We start from the raw sequence: 18019 nt of genomic DNA, 5'->3' as shown, positions 1-18019 counted from the left end.
TATGTCTTATTTATATTACAAATAAAAAGGTTAGCTCGGTGGAATTAGCAGATAACGAATACGACCTACTCGTCGTCGGTGGTGGTGTAAACGGCACTGGAATAGCAGCTGATGCAGCAGGCAGAGGATTAAAAGTGCTATTGTGTGAACAATCAGACCTTGCCAGTGCAACGTCTTCAAATAGTTCTAAGCTGATCCACGGCGGTTTACGCTACCTTGAACATTACGAATTTAGATTAGTAAAAGAAGCCTTGGCTGAGCGCGAAGTGCTGCTTAAAAATGCCCCGCATATTATGTGGCCGCTTACCTTTAGGCTACCGCACCAATCGCACCTACGCCCAGCATGGATGATCCGCATTGGCTTATTTATGTACGACAACCTAGCTAAGCGCGAAACACTGGCTGGCTCGCGTGGCATTAAATTTGGTGAAAACAGCGTATTAGAACCTTCAATTACCAAAGGGTTTGAATACTCAGATGGCTGGGTTGATGATTCACGTTTGGTAATTTTAAACGCCTTAGCAGCCCAAAACAAAGGCGCAACCATTGCTACGCAAACCAAGTGTGTAAGTGCAAAGCGCATCGATAACCAATGGCAAGTAACGCTTGAGCAACAACAAACTAAGGCGCAACAGACTATTAAAGCCAAAGGTATTGTTAATGCAGCAGGCCCCTGGGTTGCAAAATTATTTGACGAAGCACTGATAGAAAAATCGCCACAAAGTATTCGCCTTGTTAAAGGCAGCCATATTGTTGTGCCACGTATTCACGATGAAAAACAAGCCTACATTTTACAAAATAAAGATCAGCGCATTGTGTTTGTTATACCTTTTGAAGATGACTACTCGCTAGTAGGCACCACCGATGTTGAACACAAAGGCGCAGCGCAAGATGTAAAAATTAGTGATGAAGAAATCGATTACTTAATCGATATTACTAACAGCTATTTTAAAAACCACATTAAACGCGAAGACATAGTACATACCTTTTCAGGTGTGCGCCCACTGCTTGATGACGAATCAGTGAATGCACAAAAAGTAACGCGTGATTACAAGTTAGAGCTTTCAAGTGAAGGCAAACACACACCACTGTTAAGTGTTTTTGGTGGCAAAATTACCACCTACCGTAAACTTGCCGAAGCTGCGGTAAATAAACTTGAAGAATTTTACCCGCAAATGAGTGAAGCGTGGACCAAACACAGCGCCTTACCTGGTGGCGATTTTAGCTCGGTAGAAGCGCTGACCAATGAGCTTAAAGCGGCTTATAGTTGGTTACCAGAAATCACTCTTAAACGCTTTGTACGTACCTACGGGACTCGTGCAAAACTAATTTTAGGTAGTGCAACCCAGCTCAGTGATTTAGGCCAAGATTTTGGCCATGGCTTATTTGCAGCAGAAGTCGATTACTTACTAAATGAAGAATGGGCGGGTAACGCTTACAATATTTTATGGCGCAGAAGTAAACTAGGGCTGCGCTTTAATGAAGCACAAGTGGCAACGCTTAATCATTATATTACGCAAAGCCAAGCGGCTAAAACAGCCTAGCAGCAGGCTACAGCCAATGTAACCCTTACTTAATTTAAGAACTAGCCCCCAATGATTGCACAATCAATATTGGGGGCTTTTTATATTACTTGATTTTATTACTATTAAATAAGTAGTTAAAACCACTTAACGTAGCCTCTTTCACGCCAAACTCTAAACATTGCACACCAATGCAATTTAACGCATGGGTAAAGCAGGTATTTAGTTGCTCTGTGCCAATAACCACCACTTTAGAATTATTCACCAATTGCCACTCACTGGCATGGCGTGCTGCGCGTACATCACTACCAATAAGCACGCCCGACAAGTATGCCTTGGCTTGCACTGGTGTTAACTCTTTTGAAAGCTGGCGCGTACGGACACTAAAAATACCGTGCGCCAAATTACCGCTGTCACTGCCTAACGTGAGTTCACAGCCTTGCTCAAATGCATGCCAATCAAATTCCCCTGCTTCACAGTCGTTAGGAATAAGTACACTTTGATGACATAGCAAGTCGTATAATTCGCCGGTCATTGCGGTTTTAAAACAGATAATTTGGCCATCTTTTAACAGCACCCATTTAGTATGGGTACCGGGTAAACAAATGAGTACGTTGCCATGCTGATAGGCCGGGTTTTGCTTTAAAAAACCTAAAATTTGCAGCTCTTCGCCGCGCATTACATCAAATAAATTGTTTTGTAATGTGCATTTTGTACCAGGCAAAGCACTGACTTTATTACCTGCACAATCAAAATTAATTGCGCCACTAAGCAGGCTTTCGGGGTTTATGGGGCACGCTAAATAAGGGGTTTCTTTCCAGCCAATACTTGAGGTGATTTGCCCTGCCATATAAATAGGTAAAACGCCGTATTCGCTAGTCCATGGTGCAACGACACCAATTAAAGTATGTTCAAAGTTTTGTTTATCTCTAATCACACCGGGGCCGTCGCGCTGAGCAATTAAAGTTAACTGCCCTGTGGTATTTACGCTGCATAAATAGGCGCGTAAATGACTCGTGCCCCAATCTACGGCTATAAAAAGGTTTAAGTGCTGCAACTTAGAGCCTCCCACCGTCAATTTTAATACCTTGACCGGTGATCATACTGCTTTCGTCGGCAGCTAAAAAAAGTGCTAAATTAGCTACATCTTCAGGGGTTACTAACTTTTTAAGTGCCATGGCTTCCATCCACTTCACTTGCTCTTGCTCGGTAAACCAACTGGCTAATTGGCGGTCGGTGGCAACCCAACCCGGCAAAATAGCATTCACCCGAATACCAAATTCACCATAATCGCGCGCCAGTGCTTTAGTCATGCCGATTAAACCGGCCTTTGCCGTTACGTAACCCGCCATTTGTGGCTGCCCCATTATGGCATTGATAGAGCTAAAATTAATAATACTCCCCGCGCCTTCGCTTTTCATAAAAGACATAGCGACTTGCGAGGCAAAAAACGCCGGATTTAAGTTAATTTGTAGGCATTGATCCCAATCTTGTACTGTAACGTCTTCACTGGCTTGGCGGCGGTCGTTGGCTACATTGTTTACCAGTACATTAATAGCGCCTAGTTCAGCACATGCATCTACCAAAGATTGCTGTAAAGCATTTGAGTCGGTTACATCAACCTGTCTAAACCACAATTTGGCGTTAGGCAGTGAGGCTATAAGAGATTGGGCAGCCTCGTTATTAATATCTATAAAGGCAATTTTGGCAGCTTGAGCGGCGAACGCCTTTACCATTGCACGGCCAATGCCTGAAGCGCCCCCGGTAATAAAAACAACTTTGCCAGAAATACTGGGGTAGTGAGCGTGATTATTCAAATGCGTTTCTCCATAATACAGACTGCCCTCTCAATATATATAATTATTTGCTAAAGAGGATTACTGTTACAGCTGTGTTAAAATACTTGCCTTTAACAAAGTTTATAACATATCCTTTCGTACATTAATATGATATATGATATATAATAAAGCAATAACTCATTCGGATAACGCTCAATGAAAAGCCAACCTCGTCAAAATTTAACACAACAATTAACCCATGATTTAGGCTTTGCAATTGTGCGTGGCGTTTACCCTGTTAACGAAGGCCTGCCCTCAGAAGCTGACCTATGCGTAAAATACGATGTGAGCCGCAGTGCAACACGCGAAGCAGTTAAAATGCTCTCTGCTAAGGGCTTAATATCTTCTCGCCCTAAGCAAGGGATCCGCGTACTGCCAGAAAGCAGCTGGAATATGTTTGACACAGATGTACTGCGCTGGATTTTAAGCAGTAAACCGTCGCTTTCTTTATTAAAAGAGTTTACGCAAGTACGTGTCGCACTTGAGCCACAAGCCGCTGCCCTAGCAGCTGAAAATGCCAGCGCCGAACAACTTGCTGAAATAGACAACGCACTTGCCCGCATGGCCGATGCAGACCAAGGCTTAGACGATCCGCTTGAAGCCGATATTGCCTTTCATACCAGTATTTTAGTAGCTAGTAATAACCGCTTTTTTGTACAGCTCACTGAATTTATTAGCACCGCGCTGCGCGTAAGTATTCGTTACACCAACCACATTAAAGGTGTGCCAGGGGCCGACGTTGCAAAGCATGCTGATATTTTAGATACGATTAAATCGCGCAATCCAGAGCGCGCTAAAAAAGCAGTAGAAACTATTTTAGAAGAAGCGCTTGAGTTGATTGAGTCTAAACTCGACTAATAGCTTAAAAAACATTATTAAAAAAGGGAGCTAATTAGCTCCCTTTTTACTGCTTGCTCTATTTTAAGCTTTGTTAAGCTCAAAAATAAGCGATGTTTGCGGGAATGAAATTGGCATTTGTAGGCCAAATTCCATCAACGCTTCACCCGTAAAAGTTTGCCCGTTAACAGCGGCAATAGACGAAGGTCGGTATTCTTCAAATTTAACAGGCCACACTAAATTAAGTGTGTACTGCGTATCTGCATCTAAACCAACAAAACGAAGCTTATTAGGCGCAGTGCGCGGTGTTTCGCGTACACTGTTATACGCAAATAACGCTTTTGATTTTTGCTCGTCGATTAAACCAAAGTTAATTGATAAATCGTCGCTATCGAGGCGGTACAAATCGGCAGCATGAATAAATTCACGGTGCTCTTTGTGTAGCGAAATAGCCGCTTTAAGCGCATTGTATTCGTGATCGGTCAGCTCACGTGGGTCCATTTCAATACCCATGTGACCAAACATAGATACCGCAGCACGCATTTCAATACTGACATTACGACCTGTGATATGACAATCACGAGGGCCTACGTGTGCACCCATAACCGACGATGGGAAGAAGAACGAACAGCCGCGTTGAATTTCAAGACGGTCAAGTGCATCGTTAGAATCTGACGTCCATACACGGTCTGTGTGTGCAAGCACACCATAATCTACACGGGCACCACCTGAAGAACAGCTTTCTATTTCAAGGCCTGGGTGCGCCGCTTTAATACGGTCGATTAAGCGATACAGTGCCAGTGTTTGCTGATGCACCGCAGGCTTGCCTGAGAAGTTACCCGCGTGGTTTATATCGCGGTTCATATCCCATTTAATGTACTTAATTGTTGGGAATTCAACTAAAATGTCATCAATCGCTTTGTATAGGTATTCAATAACCTCAGTGCGCGTTAAATCAAGCACTAGCTGGTTTCTAAAGCTAAGTTGCTCGTTATTTTCTGAGCCTAATACCCAATCAGGATGGGCGCGGTATAAGTCACTATCTGGGTTTACCATTTCAGGTTCAAACCAAATACCAAACTCCATGCCTAAGCTATTTACATGGTCAATCACTGGCGATAGGCCGTCTGGATAAATTTCGTAGTCTACGGTCCAATCACCTAGGCCTGCATAATCACCACGGCGACCTTTAAACCAACCGTCGTCCAGTACAAAACGCTCAATACCTAATGGCGCTACTTTATCGGCTAGCTGCTTTAGCGTGTCTACATCGTGATCGAAGTAAATACCTTCCCACGTGTTGTAATGTACTGGGCGTGTTTTTTCGCGCTGTGCTTGGCTAAGTAAGTTAGCTTTAACAAAACGATGAAAATTACGCGACAGCGCACTAAAGCCATCGCTCGAAAACGAGCCATAAATACTTGGGCTTTGATACGTTTGGCCTTTAGCAAGGGTTAGCTCGCCCGGTAATAATAACTCACCCATTTGCACATAACGGCGCCCTTCTGGTAATAGCTCAGCGCGTAGCTTGTTGTTACCGCTCCAACCTAAATGAAAGCCATAACACTCGCCTTGTTGCTCGCCTGCGCCTTCGCTATGAACTAATAAGCCAGGGAATACGTCGTGCGATGTTTTACCTTTGCGGTTTTCGCGTACAAAGCTGCCTAATACTAAATCAACCGATTGGCGTTGAAATTCGTTAGACCAACGTCCTTCAAAGCTCACTAGCTTGTTCATGCTATCGGGTAGTTGGAACGTGGGTGCGGCGCAAAAGTTAACGCTTAGCGGTGCATCACTTAAATTAGTTAATACGGTATGCGCACTTAGCACATCGGTGTTGCTATCAAGTGTGATGCTGTGCACTACTTCAATACCACGCAGCTCATCAACACTTACAAACTCTAAACTAGAATGGGTTGGCTGACGAACATCTTGAAGAGCAGGCCCAACTGACCAAGCTATGGTGTCGTTTGACAGCTCTAGCCCTGGCGCGCCTGTAAAGCCTTCACCTAATAGTGGAGAAAGAGAAATAGGTGCTTCTTCAACCACGGCACATTTTACTTCCTGACGAGTCGCAAGCTGAGTTAGCATTGTTTCAGTTGTTTGCTCAGATAGGCGCTTACCAAAATAAAGTAACGCTGGGGTTTTGCTCTGGCAGTCGAAAATAACGGTGCTGCTTGCGCTGTCTAATCGAAAGAATGGTTTAATATCAGCCATGATTCTCCTGTCCTCTTTAATGAAGATGAGTTTAATACGCGAGTACATTATATGTGTGCTTACTCGCCGCTTACTGCATCAAATTGCAGTCAGTGATTTTAAAATAATAGTATATATCATACAAATTACTTTTAGATAGTGTTTACGGTGTAATTTAGCCAATATTATTACTGGCTATACCAGTCATTAACTTAAACAGCGGTTAAAAAATTTAATACCACCTTGAGCAATATTATATTTAGGGGCTCTTAGCCTGGGGTAGTCTGTAAAACCCCAGCAGGTAGTCACACGTTTAGACCCGCAAAATGATTAAGTATTATTGCCCATGGGTGTTATCTACAGTGTCGATTAATTGAATAAATAAAAATCGGCCTAAGTTACCTTAGGCCGATTTAGTAATGTGTTAACTGGCTAATAAAAAGTGACTTAACTTTTTATTGCTGGTTATTTTGGTGCGTGCACTGGTGGCGTATCTTCAATAGCAGGTGTTTTACCTGCCCACTGTGCATTTAAACCAAACACTACTTTATTAACGATTAACGCAAAGGCTACACATACAATAAGTGTAATTGGCATTAAGTGAATATAGTGTAGTTCAGTATGTAGCGGCGAATTTTCAAACGTCAGCATGCCATACATAACAACGCCTAAAATTACCGCGGCAATACCTGCACGCGCATCCACATTTTTAAACAATAAGCCCACTACAAAAATTGAGAATATAGGCATACTTAATAAGCCGTTTAACTGTTGTAGTAAGTTAATAATGCTGTCGGCTTGCTGATAAATTGGCACAAGCACAAGCGTTAAACTAGTAAGTAACAACGTAACGTAACCACTTAGCTTTACTACACTTGGCTCTTTATTAAAGTAAGCTTCGTGAATATCACACACGTAAAGTGCCGTAGCCGAGTTTAATAAGCTGTTATAAGTAGAAAGCACTGCCGCCGCCATTGCTGCGGCAAACACACCCGTTAACCATGCAGGCATTACATCACCTACAATTCGACCATAAGCTGCATCGCCAATGTCGCCATACAATTTGTACGAAATAATACCCGGTAGTACCACAATCGCCGGTACAATTAAAAAGCGAATACCCGCTGCTGCAAATATCCCTTTTTGCGCTTCTTTAACGTTTGGCGCAGCCATTGCACGCTGGGTAATGGTTTGGTTAGTACCCCAGTAATACATTTGAATAAAGATCATACCGGTTAAAAGCGTAGGCCAAGGGATTGGCGAGTCAGCATCACCAATTAATGTTAAGCGCTCTTGTGGAATACCGCTAAAGTCGTAATCAATCGCGTTAAGCGCTAAAAATACGACCAGTATTGCCATACCTAACACTAATAAACCATTGTAGGTATCGGATACGGCAACCGCACGTAAGCCACCAAAAAATGCATAAATAGCGCCTACTAAAGCAAATGCGGTCGCTATGTATATTAGCGGAATATCAACCTTAAACATGGTCTGCATAAATAGCGCACCAGAATAAATAACCGCAGGCATGTAAATTAGCGCATTACCTAAAAAGAATAAGCCACCAATAACAGCGCGAATGTGCTTGTTGTTGTAGCGTTTTTCTAACAGCTCTGTGGTGGTTGTACAGTTGTACTTGTAATAAACAGGAATAAATACTTTGGCTAAAATAATAAGCCCTAAAATAGCCGCCAATTCCCACCACACAAGCAAGGCCATTTGATTGCCATTCATACCCACCAGCTGGTCGGTACTTAAATTTGTGAGCGTAATTGAGCCTGCTACAAACATCCAAGTAAGGCCACCGCCCGCTAAAAAATACTCTTTTGTTTGATTATCACCACTATTACGGTTTTGGCCTCGGCACTTCCAATATGTAAGTCCACCAATTAAAGCGGTTACAAAGAAAAAAACCACCAACTGCAAAATGTTGTCTGACATGTGTGTGTCTCCAGCGCGTTAAACGCAATGTCTGTCTATGTGAACGTATTAACCTATGAAGGCTAATTAATAAATTGCACCTTACAGTGCGTGTGCATCTCGACTTAGTTCTAACTTGATTTGCTTTAATGGCATAAGTTCAGGATGCTGGTTGTGACGCTTTACTAACGCATTTAACTGAAACAACGAAATAAGCATGCTGTTAAGTACGCTCAGGTAACCTTGTTTGTGTAAATTGGCAATGGTATCGCTGTCTAAAGTTTGCAGTTTATCTTCATCAACAGTGCTCAAACCTTGAATAGTTTGCGCCTCGCCTTGTTCAAACTGCAAAACAATATCTATGTTTTTAATAAGCCCTAAGCGGGCAATTTCTTGGGTAAATTGGTACGTTTGGTAATCATTTTTTAAATCGCTTTCTAGTAGTTTTTGCTGCGCACTTAAATACAGGCTTGGGTTGCCTTTGGCATCAAATAACGGCTCGCCTTGCTGGGTATTAACGGCTGAGCTTTGCTCATCAATAGCAATAAAGTAATCACTGCTATTTGCCTCACGAGTGAGTAAATAAAGCGGCTGGGTTTGCATGCACACAGGCATGTACAGCGCTTGCCATTGATTGTTACTCACAAATAAACTTTGCTGAGCACTAAAGCTGGTTAAGCCCGAAATAGTGTAGCTGCCGTTGTGTGCGTTACGCGCTAAAAAAATAGGTAAATCGCAGGCCGCTTTTGCTACTTCGTTTGCACGCAGATTAACTAAGTGCTGTGTTTTTGCGTATTCAACACCCGCATTAGGGTTAATTTTTATTGCTTGGTGCTGAGTATTTGATAGTTCACTAATTGCCATAGTTACACATCCTTAAACTGGGTTAGCCGCAAGCCACTGCTCAATATAAGCACGGTGAGGCGGCAACGTTTGCAACATCTGCTGTGTAAGCTGGCTGTTACGTTCAATTATTTGATTTGCTTGCGCATCGTTTGAGTACAAATACGCTTGCTTAGTAAAGTCGGGCTTAAAGCCCATACCGTATAAAACATACTGGTAACTGGCGGCAGGAAATAGCTCTAATGCGCCATGAAAATCTTGAATAAGTGGGCCACGCGTCCCCCAAAGCAGTAAGTCTTCTTGTAAACTTTGCGGAATGCTTTGTGGTTGTACGTGCGCTTGCCAATAAGGCTCTGGGCGCTTAGTTAACATGTAATGTAGTTTTAAAAAGTCGATAATACGCTGCCAGCGATAATCCATTTGCTCATTAAAGCGCTTTGCAACAATGGGCATTACTTGGGTATCGGCTGGCATATGCTCTGCAACAAAGCGAGACGAAATTTCAACCAACATAATGGCGGTTGCCTCAAGGGGCTCTACAAAACCTGCCGACATTCCCACTGCGACACAGTTTTTGTGCCAAAATTTTTCGCGATAGCCTGACTCAAAACTTATTTTTCGGGCAGTTAAGCCTTTAGCGGCATCACCTAAATAGTTACGTAAGTTTTGTTCGGCTTCTTCATCTGATAAAAACTTGCTTGAATATACATGCCCTACACCACGGCGATGCGTTAGGCCTATATCCCAAATCCACCCAGCATTTTGTGCGGTGGCAATGGTATGACTGGCCAGTGACTCATCACCTTCGTCGTAGGGGACTTGCATAGCTAGGGCGCTGTCGTTAAATAATACGTGATCCATTTTTTTAAATGGCACGTTAAGGGCTTGGCCTAATAACAGCGATGAAAAACCCGTGCAGTCTATGTATAAATCAGCGTTTATGGTGCGGGTTTGATCGGTTAAGGTAAGCGTGTCTATAGCCCCGCTTTCATCAAGCTTTACCTGATCAACGGTGCCAATAATGTGCTCAATGCCTAGTTTGCTCTTACAATGTTGCTTTAATAGCTCAGCAAAGGCGCCGGCATCTAAATGGTATGCGTAATTACAATTTGCTTGATACTCGCCTTGCGCAATGCCTCTCGGGGCTAGGTTTGCTTCGCAAATATCGTGCTGAAAATTAGTTTGCTGAGCAAAGTTTTCAACATTATCTAAATAGGGGGCTAAATCTATACGGCCGTAACCTAGCGGTACCGTAAAGGGATGGTAGTAAAAATCGTTGTTGCCATGCGTCCAGTTTACAAATTTACCGCCTTGTTTAAAGGTGGCATTACAGGCTTTAAATACATCCACTTCTCGCAAACCAATTTGCTGAAGTGTGTTTTTCATAGTGGGCCAGGTACCTTCACCTACACCAATTGTTGGAATATCAGATGATTCTACCAACATCACTTTTAAGCCATCACCCTTATTACCTTGGTGATACGAAGCGATAATTGCAGCGCTCAGCCATCCTGCTGTGCCGCCACCAATTACGGCGATTATTTTTATTGCTTTATTCATAACGGACTACTCTTTGAGTACTTTATTGATAACCGGTTAGACAACAAATGCCCTTTCGGGCATTTGTTTAAATTAGTCTCATTTTGTGCAAATTAGCTACTAACTTTATTAGTAACAGTACTTATAATGCACTGCAATGAAAACTAAGAGGCAATCGCTGCCTCTGCTATCAATTAAAACGTACCGCGAATACCAAACGCGTAACGTGAGCCATTATCTTCTACAGAGTAGATTTGATTAGCAAAACGGCCCGTTTGCACTAGCTCTTCTTCAGTAATGTTGATGCCTTCGGCAAAAATAGTGAAGTTTTCGTTGATATCGTAGCTTGCACTAATATCCCATTGACCGTACGTTTCTACGTTCACTGGTTCGCCGTTAAAGCCGTTATCAACTAAGCGTAAAAAGCCCTCACGGTTGTTAAATGCAACACGTGCCTGCCAGTTATCTTGCTCGTAAAACAGCACTAAGTTTTGTGAATCACCTAACCCTTCAAGTGCAAATGTTTGGCTTGTATCGCCATCAACACTAATGTCGCTATCTACTACCGTGGCATTAGCAATAAAACCAAAGCCGTTTTCAAACATATGAGTTACACCGATTTCGTAACCCGTTACCGTTGCAGACTCGCCATTTTGCGGGCGGCTTACAGTGTAAACTTCTGAGCTACCGTTAAGTTCGGCATCGCTTTGGTCAGTACAGGTTGTACACGCAAAATCAGGGCCTGTACGGTCAGTCATGTCGTATGTTTCGTCGCCGGTTAGGGTAACAATAAAGTCATCCACTTCTTTACTAAATACGGCAAAGCTAAATAAGTTAGCGTCGTTGTAGTACCACTCGTAAGAGATATCCCAGTTTTCAGATTGGAACGGCTTAAGTGCAGGGTTACCACCACTTGCTGTTAAGTTTTGACGACGAGGCTCGTTAAACGTGGTCGCAGGTGATAACTGTGACATAGTAGGACGAGTAATACTGTCGTACGCTGCAAAGCGTAAAATCATGTTGTCTTGCAGTTCAAGCTTAACGTTAAAAGAAGGAAGTAAGTTTGAGTAACTCGTCCCTTCTTGAATGTCTGTTGCCGGGCCAAATACGTTTTGGAATAAAGTGGCATCAGAGGTAGGTATAACATCGCTGATAAAGCTTTGTACGGCAGCTACTTCAATATCAGTTTCTGAGTAACGTGCACCCATGTTAACCGTTACTGGCATATCAGCTAGGTCAAAACCAATGGTAAAGTCCATGTAAAGGCTAGTGATATCTTCGTTAATTGTGTAACGGTTATTTTGTAGTGTTGGCTCTACAGGGAAACCTTGGTCAGCAAGGTAATCAAGCATTTTATCGCCGTCGTAGCTATAAAATGTATCGATTAAACCTGGGAAGTAGTTACTTGCTGAGTAAGCTTCAAAATCAATTTCATCAAGTGGCGCTTCAGTGCCGTAACCACAAAATTGACATTGGCTACCAAAAATTTGGAAGCTTGATTTTTCACGTTCCTGACGATAAGCACCAAAGTTAATGCGATCAACTGGGCCTTTATCTGGTACGTATTCAAAATCGGCTTTGATTTCGGTAATTTCATCTTCATCAGTAAACTGGTTACCAATTTCGTTGTGGTGAAGACGCGCAAGGCTTGCATCTGGCAGCGAGCCATTTTCAAAACCATCATGCTGTACGGTAGGAACGCTACCGGTGCCGTCAAAGCTGTAGCTGTTAATAATACCCACTACGTTAAAGCGGTCATTACCAGCACGGTCGTTTTCAGCTGTTGAGCGAGATACGTCAAATTTTGCTTTTAATGACTCGTTTACTTGCCAGTCAACGTTAATACCAAATGCTTTGTTAGTTACATCACGCGAGTTACGTGTGTGTGATACAAAGTCGGTTGCAGGGTTGCCACTGGCGTTACCTAAACCCACCTCTTGCGTAAAGGTAAGCAAGGTGCCCGTTTCTGGATCGATTGTTGCGCTACCTACGCGGTCTGGTTCAAACCAAGAAGCTAAATCGCGTACTGATGAGTCCACTTCAAATTTTGAAATTAAACCATCTACAGTAATAGTAATATCGTCAGACGGTGCATATTGTAATACTAAACTTGCATTAGTACGTTCACGGTCTTGCTCATCTACAACTTGGTCCCAGTTACGTGGGATGTATGCATTGTCGTACAATACGCCGTCTTGTGGATTTGAAATAGTTTGTCCACCGCGCCAACCAGCCGTTAAAATTTGGTTATTTTGCAGCTTACGTTGTTGGTTAGTGATGGCAAAAAGCACACCGAGCTTGTCGTCGTTAAACGTATTACTTACTAAAAATGAAGCCGATGGCGATACTTCTTCAGAAAGGCTTTCGTACATACCTTTTACTGAACCAATCACATGTAAGCCACCAAAATCGAATGGACGAGCTGTGGTTACGTTAACCGTACCACCAATGCCGCCTTCTTGAAGCGTTGCACTGTTACTTTTATAAATATCAGCGCCGGTGATTTGGTCTGCCGCTAATACATCAAAATTAAATTCACGCCCCGCACTGTCAGTCGCAATTTGACGACCATTTACAAGTACCGTGTTAAATTGTGGGCCAAAACCACGAATTGTTACTGCTTGCCCTTCACCGCCACTACGGTCAATGGCTACACCTGTAATACGTTGCAGAGACTCTGCTACGTTTAAATCAGGAAATTTACCAAGATCTTCTGCTTTAATCCCATCGGTTACAACATTAGATGCTTTTTTATCTAACATTGATGAACGTAAGCTGCTGCGAATACCCGTTACTGCGATAACCTCAACATCTTTATCTACTACTGTCGGTGTGTCGCCTTCAGCGCCTTGAGCTGCAACGTGGCCGCTTGCCAATATGCCTGTAATAGCAATACTGAGTGCGGTTTTCTTGTTGAACGATAACTTATTGTTAATTATCATTTTTTAAAAACTCCTGATTGTGTGTAGTCATTTTGTCGTTGTGTGGTGTGTATAGCTTCAAATACTATTTATAATATAAATACTTTAAATCGAGCAAAAGTGCAACCTTTTCCTTAATTATGGCTATCTTTTTGTTACGTGTATTTTTCTTTTTGTTTTCTTTAATTTAACAGTGGAATTAGTATGTTATTGCGAAAACGCAAAAATTATTTGCTGATTATATTCTTCATCCGGCAATAAATTAGCTTTTGGATAATCGCTTCTATTTGCTGCATTGGGCCAGTTTTGAGCTTCTAAACACACTGCTTGGCGTGCTTTAAAAGGAGAACCTACAAAATTTGCCGTATAAAGCTGCATACCAGGTTGGGTACTTTTAAGGGTTAAATTAACGCCCGTGTGTGGCGAGGTTAATGTAGCCATTGTTTTTAAACGATTGTCATCGCTAAAAATATAGCAATGATCAAAGCCACTACCGGCATCAAGCTGTGCATGCTGTGCGCAAAGTGCATCGCCAATGGGCTTAGGGTGAGTAAAATCAAAGCAGCTGCCCGAGCCATCTTCATGATGGGCAAGCGGTATACTGTTACTATCGATAGGTAAATACGTTGCGGTATTTATTTGCAGCAGGTGATTATTAATGCTCTCCCTGCCTTCAAGATTAAAATAGCAGTGGTTGGTAAAGTTAACGAGGGTTTCTTTATCGGTAATGGCTTTGTAACTGAGGATTAGCTCGCCATTGCGTGCAGTAATTGTTTGCCAAACTTGTAATTGGCCAGGAAAGCCTTCTTCTCCATCTGCCGAGCAGTAATAGAGCTCCACGTCATTATTGCTTTGTTTAGTGACTTGCCACAGTACTTTATTAAAGCCTTTTTCGCCGCCGTGTAAGCTATTTGGGCCATTATTTGCTTTAAGTTGGTACTCTGTGCCTGATAATACAAAACGTCCGTTTTCAATACGATTTGCGTAGCGCCCGACTGTTGCCCCTAAATAAAATGGGTTTTCTAAATAATAAGCAGGTTCGTTAACGCACAGTGTCATCTCTTGGTTATTAAACTTTATGCTTTTGATAATAGCGCCAAATGGCAATATTTCTGCAGTTAAGCTTTTACCATCGCTAAGCGTTATTACCTCTAATGGTTTATTGCCAGTTGTAGATGCCACATTCATTCTCCATAAACTACCAGCTCAACAGTACCTGTCATAGCGGTGCAACAATATATAATATAAATAGTATATAAGTGAGAAGCGTAACTCAATCAAAATGCGTTAAAATAACGCTATAAAAATTCACAGCTGTCGCTTGTGGTTTACATCACCGCTCCTCGTTGCGTGGAGTAAATGCACCTAGTTAAACTAGGTGTTCGCTGAGTGCTGCGACTTCTGCTTCGCTTAAATTTTGTTTAGCTTTGTTTTTAAAGTTATAACGCACTAATACAGTTTTACCCACAACACAGCATTTACCTTGCTGCCACGCCTCTTGCTTAATGGTAAAAGAGCTATTTCCTACATGCTCAACAGCTGTTTTAATCGTCACTTCGTGAGCATAAAATAATTCCCCTACAAACGATGCTTCTATTTTAGCAATGATCAGTTTCCAGTCGTGTGGGTTTAGATCGGGGGTAAAAAATTTAAAAATAGGGACGCGTGCGGCTTCAAACCACACAGGTAGTACGGTATTGTTGATGTGTCCGAGTGCATCTGTTTCGCTAAAGCGCGGCATCACTTTTTCAATAAACATAAAAATCCAAATAAAAACTAAATAAAAAGGTAAATCATGACGGACTTTATCCACGTTATTGATAACGCGTTAAGCGATGATTTTTGCGATAACTTTATTACCACATTCTCTAACAGCCCGCATGTAAAACAAGGTGTAACCTCTGGTGGTGTGGACTTAAAAAAGAAAGACAGCCACGACCTGCAATTAAACAGTTACCCAGAATACGCCCAACAATTAAAGCATATTCAGCAAACCACTGCACAGCATGTTTTTAACTATGTAGAAGCACACTTTTTTATGCTAATTGGCGCATTTGGCTTAAAAGTTTATCACCCAAAAACGGGGGATGTGGTGGATTTAACACAGGATAACTTTGACGAAGTGGGCAAACCACAGCTCTCTGTGTTGGTGCAGCAAATATTTAGACTTGGGAACATTCAGGCGCAAAAGTACGAGGTAAATAAAGGCGGCTACCCTTACTGGCATAGTGAAGTGTATCCACAGCTACAACACAATGAAGCACTGCACCGTGTATTATTATTTATGTTTTATTTAAACGATGTAGAGGAAGGTGGCGAAACAGAGTTTTATTATCAAAAACGTAAAATTGCGCCTAAAAAAGGCACTATGGTCATTGCCCCTGGCTACTTTACGCATACCCATCGAGGTAATAAACCGGTATCGAACGATAAATATATTTTAACTTCATGGGTGCTATTTAATCGCGCAGAGCAAATATATGGTGCGCCTAAAAGTTAGCGCACCAAAATTAGTATCATTTAACCGAGCAGTTCATCAAATAAATTAAACAACTGATCTAGCTCTTCAATGGTGTTGTAGTGCATACAACCAATACGTACTACACCGCCTTTATCAAGTACGCCTAACTGCTCACATAAGCCTTGTGCATAAAAATGTCCATCCCATACACAGATATGCTGTTTGCCTAAAAACTCAGACACCTCACGCGGCTCTAGCCCTTCAAAGGTTAAAGCAAATGTAGGCGTACGCTCGTTTAAGAGCTCTAGGTCATCAATGCCAAATAGCTTAATGCGCGGGTAATTAACTAAACGCGTTAAAAAGTACTCACTAAGCGCCATTTCGTGCTGCTTTGTTTTAGCAAAAGCCGCAGTTAACTTTTCACGGCGCGTGTGGCCTTCATCAAGCCCGCTAATTGCAGCAATGTAATCAACAGCGGCAATAAAACCAGCTAAGGCTTCGAAGCTTTGCGTGCCTGTTTCCCATCGACCTGGTGCTACATCTTTAGCTGGTTCTACTTTGTAAGGCGTAAAACCTTCAAGATGCTGTGTTTTACCGTACACCATGCCTAAGTGAGGACCAAAAAACTTATAGGCAGAACAAGCCAAAAAGTCGCAATCAAGGGCCTGAACATCAACAAGCTCATGCGGTGCATAATGCACGGCATCAACGTACACTAATGCGCCTACAGCATGGGCGAGCTCTATAATACGTTTAATATCGTTAATAGAACCCGTAGTATTTGAAGCGTAAGTTACCGCAACCAGTTTAGTATTGCTGTTTAATAAGCTTTCAAACTGCGCCATATCTAAGCTGCAATCAGCCTCGTTAATTAAAGCGGTTTGAACTTTAACGCCTTTATCTTGCGCTGCTTGCTGCCATGACGATACATTTGAGAAGTGATCAGCATTAGTCACAATAATCTCATCGCCGGCTTGCCAATCGCGTGAAATAGCACGGCTAAAGCTAAAGGTAAGGCTGGTCATGTTAGGGCCAAACACTATATTTTGTGCACTTGGCGCATTAAGTAAATCGGCTGCTGCTTGGCGCGCATTTGCCATTAGCTCAACTGTTTTATCACTTGAAAAAAACGCACCGCCTAAGTTTGAGTTGTAGTGCCCTAAATAAGCAGTCATTGCACTTAGTACAGACTGCGGCACTTGAGAGCCACCTGGGCCATCTAAAAATATTGGCGATTTACCATCAACGGTTTGTATTAATGCAGGGAACTGCTCACGTAATTGCGCTATGTTCATGAGCATTCCTTAAGAGGTAAGTACAAAACAATCCAGGTAACCTGGCTTGTTTGTATCTACTTTGTTCATTGGCGTTGCATTGTGCCAAACTTGACGGTCGTTTATTAGTGCAAACATTCCGTCTTTAATTTCCATTTTAAAACACGGTTCTGCTTGCTTATTTTCGTATACAAGCAGCTCGCCGCCTTCTAAGTTTTCGTGAGAAACACCACATACACAAACATGGTCAAACCCATCTTGATGCACACCTTCTGGTGCTGCGGGCGTATCGCTATCAATGGCAAGCATTCTAAATTGGTGAATTTCAATATCACGGCCTTCATCAATGCCGGTAAGCTCACAAAACTCACTTACAATGCTTTTCATACCTTCTGACTCAAGTAAGCTTTGCTCTAAGTTTTCATAAGTACGCTCAACATTACCCTGAAAGGTATTAATAGAATCGTCTTGAACAAACGCTTTGGCAGCTTGTAGTTTTAGCTCACCATTTTGAAATTTAATTACCGAGTAACGACGCTTACGAAATTCACCATCTGCATACGGATTAGCAGGTAGGTTATCAAAAGAAGGCTTAACCAAATCAATATTTGCTTGGTTAATAAAACGAAGTTGCAGTAAATTCTGGTTGTTTAATGCAGTCATA

At 42.3% G+C, this 18019-nt stretch carries 14 protein-coding genes; 3 read left to right on the top strand and 11 right to left on the bottom strand.

Going from position 1 to position 18019, the window contains the following annotated elements:
- The first annotated feature begins 38 nt into the window (after nucleotides 1-38).
- Entirely contained in the window at nucleotides 39-1544 is a 1506-nt protein-coding gene (gene glpD, locus PSI06_RS03640) for a glycerol-3-phosphate dehydrogenase (RefSeq protein WP_273602990.1), read from the top strand.
- 85 nt (nucleotides 1545-1629) lie between these two features.
- Here the strand turns inward: glpD and PSI06_RS03635 are convergent, their stop codons facing one another.
- Both PSI06_RS03635 and PSI06_RS03630 read right to left on the bottom strand, forming a co-directional pair.
- Nucleotides 1630-2580 (bottom strand): 2-dehydro-3-deoxygalactonokinase, encoded by a 951-nt coding sequence (locus tag PSI06_RS03635; protein ID WP_273602989.1) that lies wholly within the window; start codon nucleotides 2578-2580, stop codon nucleotides 1630-1632.
- 1 nt (nucleotide 2581) lies between these two features.
- Nucleotides 2582-3340 (bottom strand): SDR family NAD(P)-dependent oxidoreductase, encoded by a 759-nt coding sequence (locus PSI06_RS03630; RefSeq protein ID WP_024032022.1) that lies wholly within the window; start codon nucleotides 3338-3340, stop codon nucleotides 2582-2584.
- A gap of 177 nt (nucleotides 3341-3517) precedes the next feature.
- On the opposite strand from PSI06_RS03630, the gene PSI06_RS03625 reads away from it, so the two are divergent.
- Nucleotides 3518-4219 (top strand): FadR/GntR family transcriptional regulator, encoded by a 702-nt coding sequence (locus PSI06_RS03625; protein WP_004588172.1) that lies wholly within the window; start codon nucleotides 3518-3520, stop codon nucleotides 4217-4219.
- 63 nt (nucleotides 4220-4282) lie between these two features.
- Here PSI06_RS03625 and PSI06_RS03620 read toward each other — a convergent pair whose 3' ends face one another.
- The 7 genes from PSI06_RS03620 to PSI06_RS03590 all read right to left on the bottom strand — a co-directional run bounded on the left by PSI06_RS03620 (nucleotide 4283) and on the right by PSI06_RS03590 (nucleotide 15379).
- Nucleotides 4283-6415: an alpha-galactosidase gene (locus tag PSI06_RS03620; protein ID WP_273602988.1), complete on the bottom strand. Its 2133-nt coding sequence runs from the start codon at nucleotides 6413-6415 to the stop codon at nucleotides 4283-4285.
- Nucleotides 6416-6859: 444 nt separating this feature from the next.
- Nucleotides 6860-8338, bottom strand: a complete 1479-nt coding sequence (locus PSI06_RS03615) for an SLC5 family protein (RefSeq protein WP_273604979.1) — start codon at nucleotides 8336-8338, stop codon at nucleotides 6860-6862.
- A gap of 81 nt (nucleotides 8339-8419) precedes the next feature.
- Nucleotides 8420-9181 carry a SapC family protein gene (locus PSI06_RS03610; protein WP_096041016.1) on the bottom strand — a complete coding sequence of 254 codons (762 nt, stop codon included), beginning with the start codon at nucleotides 9179-9181 and terminating at the stop codon, nucleotides 8420-8422.
- Nucleotides 9182-9193: 12 nt separating this feature from the next.
- On the bottom strand, nucleotides 9194-10720 hold the full coding sequence (locus tag PSI06_RS03605; protein ID WP_273602986.1) for a tryptophan halogenase family protein: 1527 nt from the start codon (nucleotides 10718-10720) through the stop codon (nucleotides 9194-9196).
- A gap of 173 nt (nucleotides 10721-10893) precedes the next feature.
- Nucleotides 10894-13641: a TonB-dependent receptor gene (locus PSI06_RS03600; RefSeq protein ID WP_273602985.1), complete on the bottom strand. Its 2748-nt coding sequence runs from the start codon at nucleotides 13639-13641 to the stop codon at nucleotides 10894-10896.
- Between the two features lie 186 nt (nucleotides 13642-13827).
- On the bottom strand, nucleotides 13828-14808 hold the full coding sequence (locus tag PSI06_RS03595) for an aldose epimerase family protein (RefSeq protein ID WP_273602984.1): 981 nt from the start codon (nucleotides 14806-14808) through the stop codon (nucleotides 13828-13830).
- A gap of 181 nt (nucleotides 14809-14989) precedes the next feature.
- On the bottom strand, nucleotides 14990-15379 hold the full coding sequence (locus tag PSI06_RS03590) for an acyl-CoA thioesterase (protein WP_024032015.1): 390 nt from the start codon (nucleotides 15377-15379) through the stop codon (nucleotides 14990-14992).
- A 36-nt stretch (nucleotides 15380-15415) separates the two neighbouring features.
- Between PSI06_RS03590 and PSI06_RS03585 the strand changes: the two genes are divergently transcribed.
- A complete protein-coding gene (locus PSI06_RS03585; RefSeq protein WP_029774123.1) occupies nucleotides 15416-16120 on the top strand; it encodes a 2OG-Fe(II) oxygenase in 705 nt (234 codons plus the stop codon).
- Between the two features lie 20 nt (nucleotides 16121-16140).
- On the opposite strand, the gene PSI06_RS03580 is transcribed toward PSI06_RS03585, so the two are convergent.
- Together PSI06_RS03580 and PSI06_RS03575 are read right to left on the bottom strand one after the other, a co-directional pair.
- Nucleotides 16141-17376 (bottom strand): cysteine desulfurase-like protein, encoded by a 1236-nt coding sequence (locus PSI06_RS03580; RefSeq protein ID WP_273602983.1) that lies wholly within the window; start codon nucleotides 17374-17376, stop codon nucleotides 16141-16143.
- Nucleotides 17377-17385: 9 nt separating this feature from the next.
- Complete coding sequence (locus PSI06_RS03575) at nucleotides 17386-18018, bottom strand: 2OG-Fe dioxygenase family protein (protein ID WP_004588163.1); 633 nt, start codon at nucleotides 18016-18018, stop codon at nucleotides 17386-17388.
- Nucleotide 18019: the final 1 nt, after the last annotated feature.

This window comes from Pseudoalteromonas sp. GABNS16E, from assembly GCF_028598715.1.
Lineage (GTDB): Bacteria > Pseudomonadota > Gammaproteobacteria > Enterobacterales > Alteromonadaceae > Pseudoalteromonas > Pseudoalteromonas atlantica.
Note: the sequence above shows the minus strand (reverse complement) of the source record. Positions and strands in the feature narration are given on the sequence as shown.